The sequence below is a fragment of the Gammaproteobacteria bacterium genome, assembly GCA_017999615.1.
Classification (GTDB): domain Bacteria; phylum Pseudomonadota; class Gammaproteobacteria; order JAABTG01; family JAABTG01; genus JAGNLM01.
Genome location: JAGNLM010000017.1, coordinates 1 through 13,664, shown reverse-complemented (window position 1 = coordinate 13,664; position 13,664 = coordinate 1). Strand labels below are relative to the sequence as shown.

The window sequence follows — 13,664 nt, the reverse complement described above, 5'->3', positions numbered from 1 at the left end:
ACGTCACTCACCGGGGTCTCCTCCGCGAATCCGCGCCTCGCACCGAGCCTGGAGCCGGGATGCGGTACTCCGCGGAGCGGGCGTGGGCCGTGAGGCCCTCGCCCCGGGCGAGCACCGAGGCGACCCGCCCGAGCGTGCGCGCACCCTCGGGGGAAACCCCGATCAGGCTCGAGCGCTTCTGGAAGTCGTACACCCCCAGGGGCGAGGAGAAGCGGGCCGTGCGCGAGGTCGGCAGGACGTGGTTGGGGCCTGCGCAGTAGTCGCCGATCGCCTCGGCCGTGTACCGCCCGAGGAAGATCGCCCCGGCGTGGCGGATCCGGGGCAGCAGGGCCTCGGGGTCCTCCACCGAGAGCTCCAGGTGCTCGGGCGCGATGCGGTTGGCGACCTCCGCCGCCTCGGCGAGGTCCCGCACCCGCACGAGGGCCGCGCGCCCGCCGATGGAGGCCGCGACGATGGGGGCCCGCTCCAGGGTCGGCAGGAGCCGCGCGATGCTGGCCTCCACGGCGTCGAGGAAGGCGGCGTCCGGGCTCACCAGGATCGCCTGGGCGTCCTCGTCGTGCTCGGCCTGGGAGAACAGGTCCATCGCGATCCAGTCCGGGTCCGTGCGGCCGTCGCACACGACCAGGATCTCCGAGGGGCCGGCGATCATGTCGATCCCCACCGTGCCGAAGACCATTCGCTTGGCGGCGGCGACGTAGACATTGCCGGGGCCGACGATCTTGTCCACGGCGGGCACGGTCTCCGTGCCGTAGGCGAGCGCGGCCACGGCCTGGGCGCCGCCCACGGTGAAGACCCGGTCCACCCGGGCCACGGCCGCGGCAGCGAGCACCAGCGGGTTCAGCTCGCCCCCCGGCGCGGGGACCACCATCACCACCTCACCCACCCCTGCGACCCGGGCCGGAATGGCGTTCATCAGCACCGACGAGGGGTAGGCGGCCTTTCCGCCGGGGACGTAGAGGCCCGCGCGGTCGAGGGGCGTGACCTGCTGGCCGAGGAGGGTCCCGTCTGGGTCCCGGTAGCTCCAGGACTCCTGGCGCTGGTGCTGGTGGTAGCGCTCCACCCGCCGGGCCGACTCCTCGAGCGCCTCCCGCATGACGGGGTCCAGGCCCGCGAGCGCCTCGGCGAGACGCCGGGGCTCGAGCTCGAGCTCGGCCGCGCTCTGGACCTCCCGGCGGTCGAAGCGCCGGGTGTATTCCAGGAGCGCCGCGTCGGCCCGGCTACGGACGTCGGCGAGGATCGCGGCCACCGTCCCGCTGACCGCCGAGTCCCCGACGGCCTCCCAGGCCACCAGCCGCTGCAGCTCCGCCGCGAACCCCGGGTCCGCGCTGTCCAGCCGCCGGACGCTCACCATGGGCCTACCCTCCCTCGGCGCCGGCGCGCCGGGCGACCGCCGCCGCGAGGTCGGCGGTGAGCGCCTTGACGGCGGCGTGCTTCATCTTCATGGATGCCTTGTTCACCACCAGGCGCGAGCTGATGGGGGCGATCAGGTCCATCGGGACGAGGCCGTTGGCCCGCAGGGTGTTGCCGGTGTCCACCAGGTCCACGATGCGGTCGGCGAGCCCGACGAGCGGCGCCAGCTCCATGGATCCGTAGAGCTTGATCACCTCGGCCTGCACCCCGCGCTCGGCGTAGAACGCCCGCGCGGTCCTCACGTACTTCGTCGCCACGCGCAAGCGCCGGGGGTGAGCCGCCTCCTCCCCCGCGCGCCCCGCCACCATCATCCGGCAGCGGGCGATCTCGAGGTCGAGCGGCTCGTAGAGGCCGTCACCCTCGTGCTCCATCAGGACGTCCTTGCCGGCCACTCCCAGGTCCGCAGCCCCGTATTCCACGTAGGTCGGGACGTCGGCCGCACGGATGACCACCAGGCTCACGTCCGGCCGGCTGGTGCGCAGGATCAGCTTGCGGCTCTTCTCCGGATCGTCGAGCGGGACCACCCCGGCCTCGGCGAGCAGCGGCAGGGCGTCCCGGAAGATCCGGCCCTTGGACAGCGCAATGGTGAGGCCCGCCTGCACGCCCACGGATCTCCCGGTGGTCTAGCCCGGCACGCGCCGGATCCGGGCGCCGAGTTGGGAGAGCTTCTCCTCGATGCACTCGTAGCCGCGGTCGAGGTGGTAGATGCGCTCCACCAGCGTGTCCCCTGCCGCCACCAGGCCGGCGATCACGAGGCTCGCCGAGGCGCGCAGGTCGGTCGCCATCACCGGCGCGGCGGTGAGGCGCTCCACCCCCCGCACGACCGCGGTGTTGCCCTCGAGGCGGATGTCCGCCCCCATGCGCTGCAGCTCGAGCACGTGCATGAAGCGGTTCTCGAACACGGTCTCGGAGATGACGCCCGTGCCCTCGGCGACCGCGTTGAGGGCGGTGAACTGCGCCTGCATGTCGGTCGGGAAGGCCGGGTACGGGGCGGTGTGGATGTCCACCGCGCGCGGCCGCCGGCCGTGCATGTCGAGCTCGATCCAGTCCTCTCCGGTGCGCACCTCGGCCCCGGCCTCCGCGAGCTTCCCCAACACCGCGTCGAGGGTGCGCGGGCGGGTGTCCTGCAGCCGGATGCTCCCCCCGGTGATGGCGGCGGCCACCAGGTAGGTACCGGCCTCGATGCGGTCGGGGATCACGTCGTAGTGGGCGCCCGTGAGCCGGTCCACCCCCTCGACGACGATGGTGTCGGTGCCGGCGCCCTCGATGTGGGCCCCCATCCGGGTGAGGCAGTCCGCGAGGTCCACGACCTCCGGCTCGCGCGCGGCGTTCTCGATGACCGTGGTGCCCTGCGCGAGGGTCGCGGCCATCATCAGGTTCTCCGTGCCGGTGACGGTCACGAGGTCCAGCAGCAGGCGGGCGCCCTTCAGGCGCGGGGCCGAGGCGTGGATGTAGCCGTTCTCCACCCGGATGTCCGCGCCCATCTTCGCCAGGCCCTGCAGGTGCAGGTTCACCGGGCGGGCACCGATGGCGCAGCCACCGGGCAGGGAGACCTCGGCGCGGCCAAAGCGGGCGAGCATCGGGCCGAGCACGAGGACCGAGCTGCGCATGGTCTTGACGAGCTCGTAGGGCGCCACGAACTCGCGGATGGGGCGGCTGTCGACCTCCACCTGCATGTGCTCGTCCACGAGCAGCTGGACGCCCATGCGCCCGAGCAGCTCCATGGTCGTGGTGATGTCCCGCAGGTGCGGGATGTTGCCGATGACGAGCGGACCGTCGGCGAGCAGCGCTGCGGCCAGGATCGGCAGCGCGGCATTCTTGGCGCCGGAGATACGGATCCGGCCGGCCAGCGGAACCCCGCCGGAGATGAGGAGCCTGTCCACGCGGGAACTCTCAGGTTGTGCCGGTCCCGGGGCCGGCCGCCCGCGGGGCGGGCGTCGGGGTCTCCGGGCTCACGTCGCCGCCCCCAGGGGCAGCAGCCCTTCGAGGCCACTCACGCGAGCGATGGCCTCGAGCTGATTCGGCATGCCGGCGAAGCGGATTTCGCCTCCCCGCCCCCGGACCTCGCGCATCCACTCCAGGAGGAGGGCGAGCGCCGCGCTGTCCGACTCGGTGACGCCCGACAGGTCGACGGTCACCAGGGGGGCTTCCGTCGCCAGCTTGCGGGCGGCCTGCCACAGGCCGGGGACGGTCGCGTAGCGCAGGGGCCCCCGCACCGCGACGCGGCCCTCGCCGAGGAGCTCGACGACCGCTCCGCTCACTTCTTGCCGCCCCCCGAACCGACCTCGCGGTTGCGCTGCTCGAGGAGCGCGATGACGTGGTCCATCCCCCCGCGCTCCATCTCGTTGGCGAAGGTGCTGCGGTAGCTCGCGACCAGGCTGATCCCGTCGACCGTCACGTCGTAGACCTTCCAGGCCCCTTCCGCCGCGGTCATGCTGTAGTTGATGGGGATCGGGGGCGCGCCGGACTGGCGGACCTCGGTGCGCACGGCCACCTCGGTGCCGGTGGTGGCGCCCCGCAGGGGCAGCACGTTCACGGTCTGGTCGGCGTATTCCAGCAGCGCGGTGGCGTAGGTCCGCACCAGGAGATTGCGGAACTCCTCGACGAAACGGGCCTTCTGCGCGTCGCTCGCCTCTCGCCAGTGCTTGCCCAGCACCCAGCGCGACATCCGCGTGAAGTCGAAGTGCGGCAGGACGATGTTGTCCACCAGCGGGTAGATCTTCTCGGGGCGCTGGCGCAGCTCGTCGCGCTGCGCCCGGAGGGCCTCGAGCATCCGGTCGGTCGTGTCCTGCACGACCTGGCGGGCGCCCTCGGCGTCCGCGGCGTGGGTCGCCGCGACACCCGGCCAGACCAGCGCTGCGGCCAGCAGGCCCAGAGCGATTCGACGCTTCATCGCCACCTCCCTCAGCGTGCAGGCGCGGCGGCTTCGCCGCCCTTGGACCCTTCGGGGGCCTTGGGCCCTTCGGCGGCCTTGCTGAAGAGGAACTGGCCGACCAGTTGCTCGAGCACCAGCGCCGACTGGGTCAGCTTCAGCTCGCCGCCCTGGGCGAGGAACTGCTCGTCCCCGCCCGCCTCGAGCGCAATGTACTGCTCGCCGAGCAGACCCGCGGTGAAGATGCTCGCGGTGGAGTCCGTCGGGATGCGGGTCCAGCGCGAATCGATGTCGAGCGTCACGAGCGCCTGGTAGCTCTGGTCGTCGAAGTCGATGGACTTCACCCGCCCCACGCGCACCCCGGACATGGTGACCGGTGCCCGCTCCTTCAGGCCGCCGATGTTCTGGAAGCGCGCCGTCACCTGGTAGCCGTCGCCGCCGGAGAAGGCCGACAGGTTGCTCACCTTCATCGCGAGCATGAAGAGAGCCGCCAGGCCGAGGGCGACGAACAGGCCGACGCCGATCTCCACAGTCTTGGAGTGGAACATCGCGGGAACCCTCCGCACTTTCCTAGATGTCGTTGAACATGAGGGCGGTCAGCACGAAGTCGAGCCCGAGCACCGCGAGAGAAGAGTGCACGACGGTGCGGGTCGTCGCCCGCCCCACGCCCTCCGAGGTGGGCACGGCGTCATAGCCTTCGAAGACCGCGATCCAGGTGACGACGATACCAAACACGACGCTCTTGATGATGCCGTTCAGGATGTCGTCGTGCAGGTCCACCTTGGCCTGCATCTGCGACCAGAAGGCGCCGTCGTCCACCCCGAGCAGCCCCACCCCGACGAACCAGCCGCCGAGGACGCCCACCGCGCTGAAGATGGCCGCGAGGAGCGGCATCGACAGGAGCCCGGCGAGGAAGCGCGGCGCGATCACACGGCGCAGCGGGTCGACCGCCATCATCTCCATCCCGGCGAGCTGCTCGGTCGCCTTCATCAGGCCGATCTCGGCGGTGAGCGCCGACCCGGCGCGCCCGGCAAACAGCAGGGCCGCCACCACCGGCCCGAGCTCGCGCACGAGCGACAGGGCGACGACCACCCCGAGCGACTCCTCGGCGTTGAAGTCCACCAGCGTGTTGTAGCCCTGCAGCCCGAGGACCATGCCCACGAAGACCCCGGACACCAGCACGATGACCAGGGAGAGCACGCCCACCGACCAGACCTGGGCCACCAGCAGCCGGAAGCGGGAGAGCACCTCGGGGACCCCGAGCAGGACGTACCCGAGGAAGAGGTGCCCGCGCCCCAGGCGCTCGAAGAACTGCAGCCCGGTGCGCCCGAGCCGGCGCAGGACCTCGATCACGTCGCACCTCCGCCGAGCAGGTCCCCGAGGAAATCCGGGGCCGGGTAGTGGAACGGTACCGGGCCGTCCGGGAGCCCCTGCAGGAACTGCCGGACCCAGGGCGAGCTCGTCCGCCCCAGGGCCTCGGGCGAGCCCTCACCCACCACCTTCCCGCCGGAGAGCACGTAGATGTAGTCGGCGATGGCCGAGGTCTCCTTCACGTCGTGGGACACGATGACGCTGGTGAGCTTCAGGCTGTCGTTCAGCTTGCGGATCAGCTGGACCAGCACGCCCATGGTGATCGGGTCCTGCCCGGTGAAGGGCTCGTCGTACAGGATCATCATGGGGTCGAGCGCGATGGCCCGCGCCAACGCCACCCGGCGCCCCATGCCGCCCGAGAGCTCGCGCGGCATCAGTTCGTGGGCCCCGCGCAGCCCCACCGCCTCGAGCTTCATCAGCACGAGGTGGCGGATCATCGACTCGGGCAGGTCGGTGTGCTCGCGCAGCGGGAAGGCCACGTTGTCGAAGACCGAGAGGTCGGTGAGCAGCGCCCCGCTCTGGAACAGCATCCCCATGCGTTTGCGCAGCTGGAAGAGCTTGTCGCGGGAGAGCTGGTGCACGTCCTGGCCGTCCACCGTCACCGTCCCGGCCGTCGGCCGCAGCTGGCCCCCGATCAGGCGCAGGAGCGTCGTCTTGCCCGTCCCGCTCGGCCCCATGATCGCGGTCACCTTGCCGCGGGCGATCCGCAGGTCCACGCCGTCGAAGATCTTCCGCTCGCCGTGGGCGAAGCACAGGCCCCGCACCGTCACGAGGGCGGGCGGCTCGTTGCGCGAGGGGGAGCGGCGTTGCTGGGGGGCTCTGGGGCGGGGGGGCACGAGCGGCTCGGTACGTCGGTGTGAGTCAGGCAGTATCCCCAGGCAGGACGGGACGGTCAACCACCCAGCAGCCCGGCGATGACCTGTGCCCGCTCCATCTCCTGCCAGGCCCCCGGGGTCCCGGGGAAGCAGAGCAGCGCCTCGGCGCAGCCGGCCGAGGCGGCCCCGAAGGCCTCGATCACCTGCCGCAGCTCCCTCGGGCCGCGCGGCTCCCCGTCGAGGAGCCCGACGCAGCTGGCGGCCCCGGAGCCCGGCCGCCACACGGGCGGGACCGGCGGGCTACCGGGCGGGTCGCCCCCGGCCGCGGGGTCCGCGGAGGCCACGGAGGCCACGGAGGCCACGGAGGCCGCCAGCGAGGCGAGTGCCCAGCGGCCGGAGAGCGCGGAGACCCGGGCCGGCGAGAGCTGCCCTGCCCCGGACCGGAGCACGAGCCCCCCCAGGCGCTCCCCGAGGGGCGCGACCCGGTCGAGCCAGGCGTCGAGGTCGGCCTCGCCGGCGGCGGCCAGCTCGGCAAAGAAGAGGAACCCGGAATGGACGTCGCCCGCCCACCCGGCCACTTCGGCCGGGGTGCTCGCCGCCAAGCGCTCCGCGGGGACGAGCACCGCGCGGAACGCGTTCGCGTAGTAGGTGAGGCGCCACTCGGGCGGCAGCCCCTGCGGGTAGAAGGACGAGTCCCAGGACCCGTGCTCCCACCCCCGGGCGCCGATCCGCAGACGGGTGCTCACCGCACCTGCGCCCGGGTCACGGGCGTGCGTCGACCCCTTCCTTCTGCGCCGGCATCAGGTCCGCGCGGCTCACCCCGAGCGCGAGCGCCAGGGCGCTCGCCACGTACACCGAGGAGTAGATGCCGAACACGACGCCGACCACGAGGGCAACGGTGAAGCTGCGCAGGAGCTCGCCCCCGTACAGGTACAGGGACATGAGCACCAGCAGCGTGGTCACGCCCGTCATCACCGTGCGCGAGAGCGTCTCGTTCAGGGAGAGGTTCATGATCTCCACCGAGGACCCGCGGCGCACCTTGCGGAAATTCTCGCGCACCCGGTCGTAGACCACGATCGTGTCGTTCAGGGAGTAGCCGATCACCGCCAGGATCGCGGCGAACGCCGTGAGGTCGAAGTCCATCCACGTGACCGAGAAGAAACCGAGCACGATGATGGTGTCGTGGAAGAGCGCGAGCACCGAGCCGAGCGCGAGCCGCCACTCGAAGCGCAGGGTCACGTAGATCAGGATCCCGATGAGCGCGGCCAGCATCGCGAGCCCGCCCTGCTCGGTGATCTCGTCCCCCACCTGGGGCCCCACGAACTCCACCCGCTGCAACCGCGGCTCACCGGCTCCGACCTTGCCGAGCGCGGCGACGGCGCGCTCGGCGAGCTCCTTCTCCGCCACCCCGGGGCGCGGGGCGAGCCGCATCAGCACTTCCTTGGGCGTGCCGAAGTGCTGGACCACCGCGTCCTCGAAGCCGTCCGCGGTGAGCGCCTCGCGCACCGGTCCGAGGTCCACCATCTCGGGATAGGCGACTTCGATGACGGTGCCGCCCGTGTAGTCCACACTCAGGTTCAGGCCCCGGAAGGTGAGGAAGGCGAGCGCGATCAGCGTCAGCACCCCGGAAAAGGCCATCGCGCCGGAGCGCCAGCGCATGAAGTCGAACTTGGTGACGCGGCTGAAAAAGTCCAAGGCTCGGTCCTCAGATCGCCAGCTTGGCGACCCGGCGGCCGCCGTAGATCAGGTTGATCACGGCACGCGTCCCGACGATCGCGGTGAACATCGAGGTGGCGATACCGATGGCCAGGGTCACGGCAAACCCGCGGATGGGTCCGCTGCCGACCCCGAAGAGGGCCAGCGCGGCGATCAGGGTCGTGACGTTCGAGTCCGCGATGGTGCTGAAGGCCCTCTCGTAGCCCCCGTGGATCGCGGCCTGCGGAGTGTTGCCCGCGCGCAGTTCCTCGCGCACGCGCTCGTAGATGAGGACGTTGGCGTCCACCGCCATGCCGACCGAGAGCACCATGCCGGCAATGCCGGGCAGGGTCAGGGTCGCCTGCAGCATGGACATCACCGCGACGGTGATGACGAGGTTGAAGAGCAGCGCGAAGCCGGAAACCAGGCCGAACAGCTTGTAGTAGATCGCCATGAAGGCGAAGCTCAGGGCGAGGCCGAGGGCCGAGGCCTTGAAGCCCTGCTCGATGTTCTCCTGGCCGAGGCTCGGGCCGACGGTACGCTCTTCCACGATCTCCATCGGCGCCGCGAGCGCCCCCGCCCGCAGCAGGAGGGCCAGGTTCCGCGCCTCGTCGGGGCTGTCCATCCCGCTGATCTGGAACCGCTTGCCGAGCCGCTCGCGGATGACCGCGAGGTTGATGACCTCCTCGGTCGTGCGCTTGACGCGGACGACCTCCCCGCCCTCGCCACGCCGCGTCTCGGACTTGTTCTCGATGAAGACGACGGCCATCCGCCGGCCCACGTTGTCCTTCGTGCGGTCGGCCATGATTCCGGCGCCCCGCCCGTCCAGCGTGATGAACACCGCCGGGGTGCCACTCTGCTGCTCGATGCCGGAGGCGGCGTTGGTGATGTAGTCACCGGTGATGATGACGCGCTTGTCCAGCAGCACGGGTCGGCCCGCACGGTCGTGGTAGAGCTTCGAGGCCGGCGGGACACGGCCCTCCACAGCGTCGCGCACGTCGTGCTCGTCGTCGGCCAGCCGGAACTCGAGGGTCGCGGTGGCCCCGAGGATCTCCTTGGCGCGTGCGGTGTCCTGCACGCCGGGCAGCTGGACCACGATCCGGCCCTCGCCCTGCTGCTGGATCACCGGCTCGGCGACACCGAGCTCGTTGACGCGGTTGCGCAGCGTGGTCAGGTTCTGCTGCAGCGCGAACTTCTTCAGCTCCTTCACCGCGGGCTCCGCCATCTGCAGCTCGAGCACCGCGTCGCCCCCGCGCTCGGCCTGGGTCACCAGCAGGTCGGGGAAGTTCCGGCGAATCAGGTCGTCGGCCTTCTGGCGGGTCTCGGCGTCGGAGAAGGCCACCAGGATGACCCCGCCCTCGGCGAGGGAGACCGTCTTGTAGCGCAGCTTCTCGTTGCGCAGCAGCTGGCGCAGGTCGTTGACGTGGCGCTCCTCGGCCTGGCGCACGGCCGCCGGCATGTCCACCTCGAGGAGGAAGTGCACCCCACCGCGCAGGTCGAGGCCGAGGTACATGGGCCGCGCCTGCAGGGCCTGGAGCCAGCGGGGGGTCGCCGGGGCGAGGTTCAGGGCGACCACGTAGGACTCGCCGACCGCGTCGCGCACGATGTCCTGGGCCTTGAGCTGGACCTCGGTGTCCCCGAAGCGCACGAGCAGCCGCCCCTCGCCGATCTCGGCCTTCTTCGGCGTGAGCTGGGCCTGTCCGAGGGCGTCGAGGACGCGCTTCTGCAGGGCCTCGTCGACCCGCCCGCCCCGCAGCGCGGAGATCTGGATCGACGGGTCCTCGCCGTAGAGGTTGGGCAGGGCGTAGATCGTCCCCACCAGGGCGACGATCACGACCAGGATGTACTTCCAGAGGGGGTAGCGGTTCAGCACGACGGCGCCCCGCTCAGAGGCTCTTCATCGTGCCCTTGGGCATGACGCTTCCCAGGGCCTGCTTCTGGACCTTCACCTCGAGGCCGTCGGCGATCTCCAGGGTGACGAAGTGGTCGCCGACCTTGGTCACCCGCCCGAGCAGCCCGCCGCCGGTGACCACCTCGTCGCCCTTCGCGAGGCTCGCCACCATGTTCTTGTGCTCCTTCGCCCGCTTCATCTGGGGCCGGATGAGCAGGAAGTAGAACACCACGAAGAGCAGTACGAGGAAGATGAGGTCCATGCCGGGGGGCGCCGCGCCACCGGCGGCCTGGGCGTGGGCGTCAGCGATGAAGAAGCTCATGGGTGCGTCCTGGGGTGTCGGTGCGAAGGCGCGGAATTATGGCACTTGTGGGCGCCCGATGGCCAGGCAAGCGCAGGGCGGCGGCGGAGAGGCCTCACCGCAAAGGCGCAGAGACGCGAAGGGAATGAGTGAGTTACGAACAGCCGGCCGGGCGCCGCCGCAGCCCGCGCTTCACTCGGAGTGCTGCCAGGCCGCGTACAGGGCCCGGGCGTGGCTCTCCAGGCGGCCTTCGGCGACGGCCTCGCGCAGGCCGCGCATCAGGTCCTGGTAGAAGCGAACGTTGTGCAGGGTGTTGAGCCGCGCCCCCAGGATCTCCCCGCCGTGCTCCAGGTGGTGCAGGTAGGCGCGCGTGTAGCGCCGGCAGGTGTAGCAGGTGCAGGCCTCATCCAGGGGACCGGTGTCCTCCCGGTAACGGGCGTTGCGAATGCGGACGTCCCCCCGGGACGTGAACAGGTGGCCGTTGCGGGCGTTGCGGGTGGGCATCACGCAGTCGAAGAGGTCGACCCCGCGGCGCACCGCCTCCACGATGTCCTCGGGCTTGCCGACCCCCATCAGGTAGCGCGGCCGGTCCGCGGGCATCGCCGGGGCGACCGCGTCCAACACGGCCAGCATCTCCTCCTTGGGCTCGCCGACCGAGAGCCCCCCGAGGGCGTAGCCGTCGAAGCCGATCTCCAGCAGGCCCGAGAGCGAGGCCCGGCGGAGCTCCGGGTACATGCCGCCCTGGACGATGCCGAAGAGGGCCGCGTCGTTGTCCCCGTGGGCCTCCCGCGAGCGCCGCGCCCAGGCGAGGGAGAGCTCCATGGAGGCGCGGGCCTGGGTCTCGGTCGCGGGGTAGGGCGTGCACTCGTCGAAGATCATGACGATGTCGGAGTCGAGGGCCCGCTGCACCGCCATCGACTCCTCGGGCCCGAGGAAGACCCGGTCCCCGTCGACGGGCGAGCGGAACAGCACGCCGCGCTCGCTCACCTGCCGCAGCTCCGCCAGGCTCCACACCTGGAAGCCCCCGGAGTCGGTGAGGATCGGCCCGTCCCAGCCCATGAACCCGTGCAGCCCTCCGTGGCGCCGGATGACCTCGACCCCGGGGCGCAGCATCAGGTGAAAGGTGTTGCCCAGGATGATCTGGGCGCCCGCCTCCCGGAGCTCCTCCGGCGTCATGGCCTTCACGGTGCCGTGGGTCCCCACGGGCATGAACGCCGGGGTCTCGACGACGCCGCGCCGGGTCGTGAGGCGCCCGCGCCGCGCGGCACCGTCGGTCGAGATCAGGTCGAAGAACACGCGGGGGCCCCCAGGAACATCGCGTCACCGTAGCTGAAGAACCGGTAGCCCGAGGCCACCGCGTACCGGTACGCGGCCAGGACCCGCTCGGTCCCGGCAAAGGCGCAGACCAGCATCAGCAGGGTGGACTCGGGGAGGTGGAAGTTGGTGACGAGCGCGTCGACGCTGCGGAATCGGTAGCCCGGGTAGATGAAGAGGTCCGTCTCCCCGGAAAAGGGCTCGATCGCGCCCCCGGCGCTCGCCGTCTCCAGCGCCCGTACCACGGTGGTCCCTACCGCCACCACCCGCCCTCCCCGGCCGCGGGCGGCCCGCACGGCCTCCGCCACCCGGCCGGAGACCTCGAGCCGCTCCCGGTGCATGCGGTGCTCCTCGAGCCGCTCGGCGCGCACCGGGAGGAAGGTCCCGGCCCCCACGTGCAGGGTCACCTGCGCGGTCTCCACCCCCCTCCCGGCGAGGGCCGCGAGGAGGGCCTCGTCGAAGTGCAGCCCCGCGGTGGGCGCGGCCACGGCCCCCTCACGCCGGGCGTAGACGGTCTGGTAGCGCTCCGCGTCCTGCGCCGCCGCGGGCCGGCGGATGTAGGGCGGCAGGGGGGTGCGGCCCCGGCGGGCGAGGAGCGCGGGGACCGTCTCCTCGCCGTCGTGGGTCAACTCGTAGAGGTCCTCGACCCGGCCCACGACCCGCAGGGTCAGGTCACCCTCCAGCACCAGCCCGCTCCCCGGGCGCGGGGGCTTGCTCGCCCGCACGTGGGCGAGCAGGCGCCGGTCGTCGAGGATCCGCTCCACGAGCACCTCGACGGCCCCCCCGGTCTCCTTGCGCCCGAGCAGGCGCGCGGGAATCACGCGGGTGTCGTTGAGGACGAGGAGATCACCCGGGCGCAGCAGCCCGGCGAGGTCGGAGAAGCGGCGGTCGGCGAGCTCGCCCGTCCCCGGGTCGAGGCAGAGGAGCCGGCTCGCGCTGCGCTCCGGCAGGGGGGCCTGGGCGATGCGGTCCGGGGGGAGGTCGTAGGAGAAGTCGGTTCGGCGCACGGCCGGGCATGCTAGCCAAGCCGGGCACGGATTGCGAATGCCGCGCATACGAAGCACCCGGGGCACGAAGCGTGCGGGGCACGCGACGCTTTGCCGTGGGCGGGACCGCTTCCGTATACTGCGCGGCGGCCCTCCGTTGCCGGGATGGCGGAACTGGTAGACGCGCCAGACTCAAAATCTGGTTTCCGAAAGGAAGTGGGGGTTCGATTCCCCCTCCCGGCAGACCAGGAGAATCGATCTCGCCGGGTCGACGTATGGGGGACGTAGGGGCAACGCAGGGGGGACGTGGGCTCATGCGTCTGCGGACCATCCTGTACCTGCTGGGATTGCTGACGATGGTGCTCAGCGTCTCCATGCTGCCCCCCATCGCCATCGGCTGGTGGTACGAGGATGGCGAGACCGCCCCGTTCGTCGAGGCCTTCGCGACCATGCTCGGGATGGGCTTCGCGCTCTGGCTGCCCACGCGCGGGCGAACGCCGGAGGTCCACACCACGGACGGGTTTCTCGTGGTCACGGTGTTCTGGGTGGCCCTCGGGCTCCTCGGCGCGATCCCCCTGATGCTGTCCGACGCCCCGCACATGCGCCTGGTGGATGCCTTCTTCGAGGCCGTCTCCGGACTCACGACCACGGGGGCCTCGGTCTTGCCGACGGTCGAGACGCTGCCGCACAGCATCAACTTCTACCGCATGCAGCTCTGCTTCGTCGGGGGCATGGGCGTCGTGGTTCTGGCGGTGGCGCTGTTCCCGCTCCTCGGGATCGGCGGCATGCAGCTCTACCGCGCCGAAACGCCGGGCCCGATGAAGGAGGAAAAGCTCACCCCCCGGATCAGCGAGACGGCGAAGAATCTGTGGCTGGTCTACGTAGTGCCTGGAAAGAAACCCATAAACGCCAGCCAAAACAGCGTGTTATACTATGCGCCGAAGGCCGAAGATGCGGCGCTTCACAAGCCTCCAGGCTCAGACGTCGGCGCTAACCTGTTGAATTGTCC

General features: G+C 71.3%; 15 protein-coding genes and 1 tRNA gene. 2 read left to right on the top strand and 14 right to left on the bottom strand.

The genetic code is table 11. From position 1 onward, the window contains the following. Window positions 1-7: 7 nt before the first annotated feature. The 14 genes from hisD to queA form a co-directional block, all read right to left on the bottom strand. Window positions 8-1,351 (bottom strand): histidinol dehydrogenase, encoded by a 1,344-nt coding sequence (gene hisD, locus KA217_11005; GenBank protein MBP7712968.1) that lies wholly within the window; start codon window positions 1,349-1,351, stop codon window positions 8-10. Window positions 1,352-1,355: 4 nt separating this feature from the next. Next, window positions 1,356-2,012, bottom strand: coding sequence for an ATP phosphoribosyltransferase (locus tag KA217_11000; protein ID MBP7712967.1), 657 nt, complete (start codon window positions 2,010-2,012; stop codon window positions 1,356-1,358). Window positions 2,013-2,033: 21 nt separating this feature from the next. Continuing rightward, a complete protein-coding gene (murA, locus tag KA217_10995; GenBank protein ID MBP7712966.1) occupies window positions 2,034-3,293 on the bottom strand; it encodes a UDP-N-acetylglucosamine 1-carboxyvinyltransferase in 1,260 nt (419 codons plus the stop codon). 69 nt (window positions 3,294-3,362) lie between these two features. Beyond that, window positions 3,363-3,671, bottom strand: coding sequence for an STAS domain-containing protein (locus tag KA217_10990; GenBank protein MBP7712965.1), 309 nt, complete (start codon window positions 3,669-3,671; stop codon window positions 3,363-3,365). Then, entirely contained in the window at window positions 3,668-4,303 is a 636-nt protein-coding gene (locus tag KA217_10985; protein ID MBP7712964.1) for an ABC transporter substrate-binding protein, read from the bottom strand. Before KA217_10985 ends, KA217_10990 begins: the two co-directional genes overlap by 4 nt. Before the next feature lie 11 nt (window positions 4,304-4,314). Then, entirely contained in the window at window positions 4,315-4,830 is a 516-nt protein-coding gene (gene mlaD / locus KA217_10980; protein ID MBP7712963.1) for an outer membrane lipid asymmetry maintenance protein MlaD, read from the bottom strand. A gap of 22 nt (window positions 4,831-4,852) precedes the next feature. Next, window positions 4,853-5,635 carry a lipid asymmetry maintenance ABC transporter permease subunit MlaE gene (gene mlaE / locus KA217_10975; protein ID MBP7712962.1) on the bottom strand — a complete coding sequence of 261 codons (783 nt, stop codon included), beginning with the start codon at window positions 5,633-5,635 and terminating at the stop codon, window positions 4,853-4,855. Then, entirely contained in the window at window positions 5,632-6,489 is an 858-nt protein-coding gene (locus tag KA217_10970; protein ID MBP7712961.1) for an ATP-binding cassette domain-containing protein, read from the bottom strand. The genes mlaE and KA217_10970 overlap by 4 nt, the downstream gene beginning before the upstream one ends. Before the next feature lie 56 nt (window positions 6,490-6,545). Beyond that, the gene (locus tag KA217_10965) at window positions 6,546-7,214 is read right to left on the bottom strand and encodes a DUF72 domain-containing protein (protein MBP7712960.1); all 669 of its coding nucleotides are present in this window, start codon (window positions 7,212-7,214) and stop codon (window positions 6,546-6,548) included. 16 nt (window positions 7,215-7,230) lie between these two features. Continuing rightward, complete coding sequence (gene secF / locus KA217_10960; protein ID MBP7712959.1) at window positions 7,231-8,163, bottom strand: protein translocase subunit SecF; 933 nt, start codon at window positions 8,161-8,163, stop codon at window positions 7,231-7,233. A gap of 10 nt (window positions 8,164-8,173) precedes the next feature. Further along, window positions 8,174-10,033: a protein translocase subunit SecD gene (gene secD, locus KA217_10955; protein MBP7712958.1), complete on the bottom strand. Its 1,860-nt coding sequence runs from the start codon at window positions 10,031-10,033 to the stop codon at window positions 8,174-8,176. A 16-nt stretch (window positions 10,034-10,049) separates the two neighbouring features. Next, window positions 10,050-10,376: a preprotein translocase subunit YajC gene (yajC, locus tag KA217_10950; GenBank protein ID MBP7712957.1), complete on the bottom strand. Its 327-nt coding sequence runs from the start codon at window positions 10,374-10,376 to the stop codon at window positions 10,050-10,052. 171 nt (window positions 10,377-10,547) lie between these two features. Beyond that, window positions 10,548-11,651, bottom strand: a complete 1,104-nt coding sequence (gene tgt, locus KA217_10945) for a tRNA guanosine(34) transglycosylase Tgt (protein ID MBP7712956.1) — start codon at window positions 11,649-11,651, stop codon at window positions 10,548-10,550. Further along, on the bottom strand, window positions 11,636-12,676 hold the full coding sequence (gene queA / locus KA217_10940; protein ID MBP7712955.1) for a tRNA preQ1(34) S-adenosylmethionine ribosyltransferase-isomerase QueA: 1,041 nt from the start codon (window positions 12,674-12,676) through the stop codon (window positions 11,636-11,638). The genes tgt and queA overlap by 16 nt, the downstream gene beginning before the upstream one ends. A gap of 138 nt (window positions 12,677-12,814) precedes the next feature. Between queA and KA217_10935 the strand changes: the two genes are divergently transcribed. Further along, a tRNA-Leu gene (locus KA217_10935) sits at window positions 12,815-12,898 on the top strand. 71 nt (window positions 12,899-12,969) lie between these two features. Beyond that, window positions 12,970-13,664: hypothetical protein (locus KA217_10930; GenBank protein ID MBP7712954.1), on the top strand; the 695-nt coding region annotated here is incomplete at its 3' end.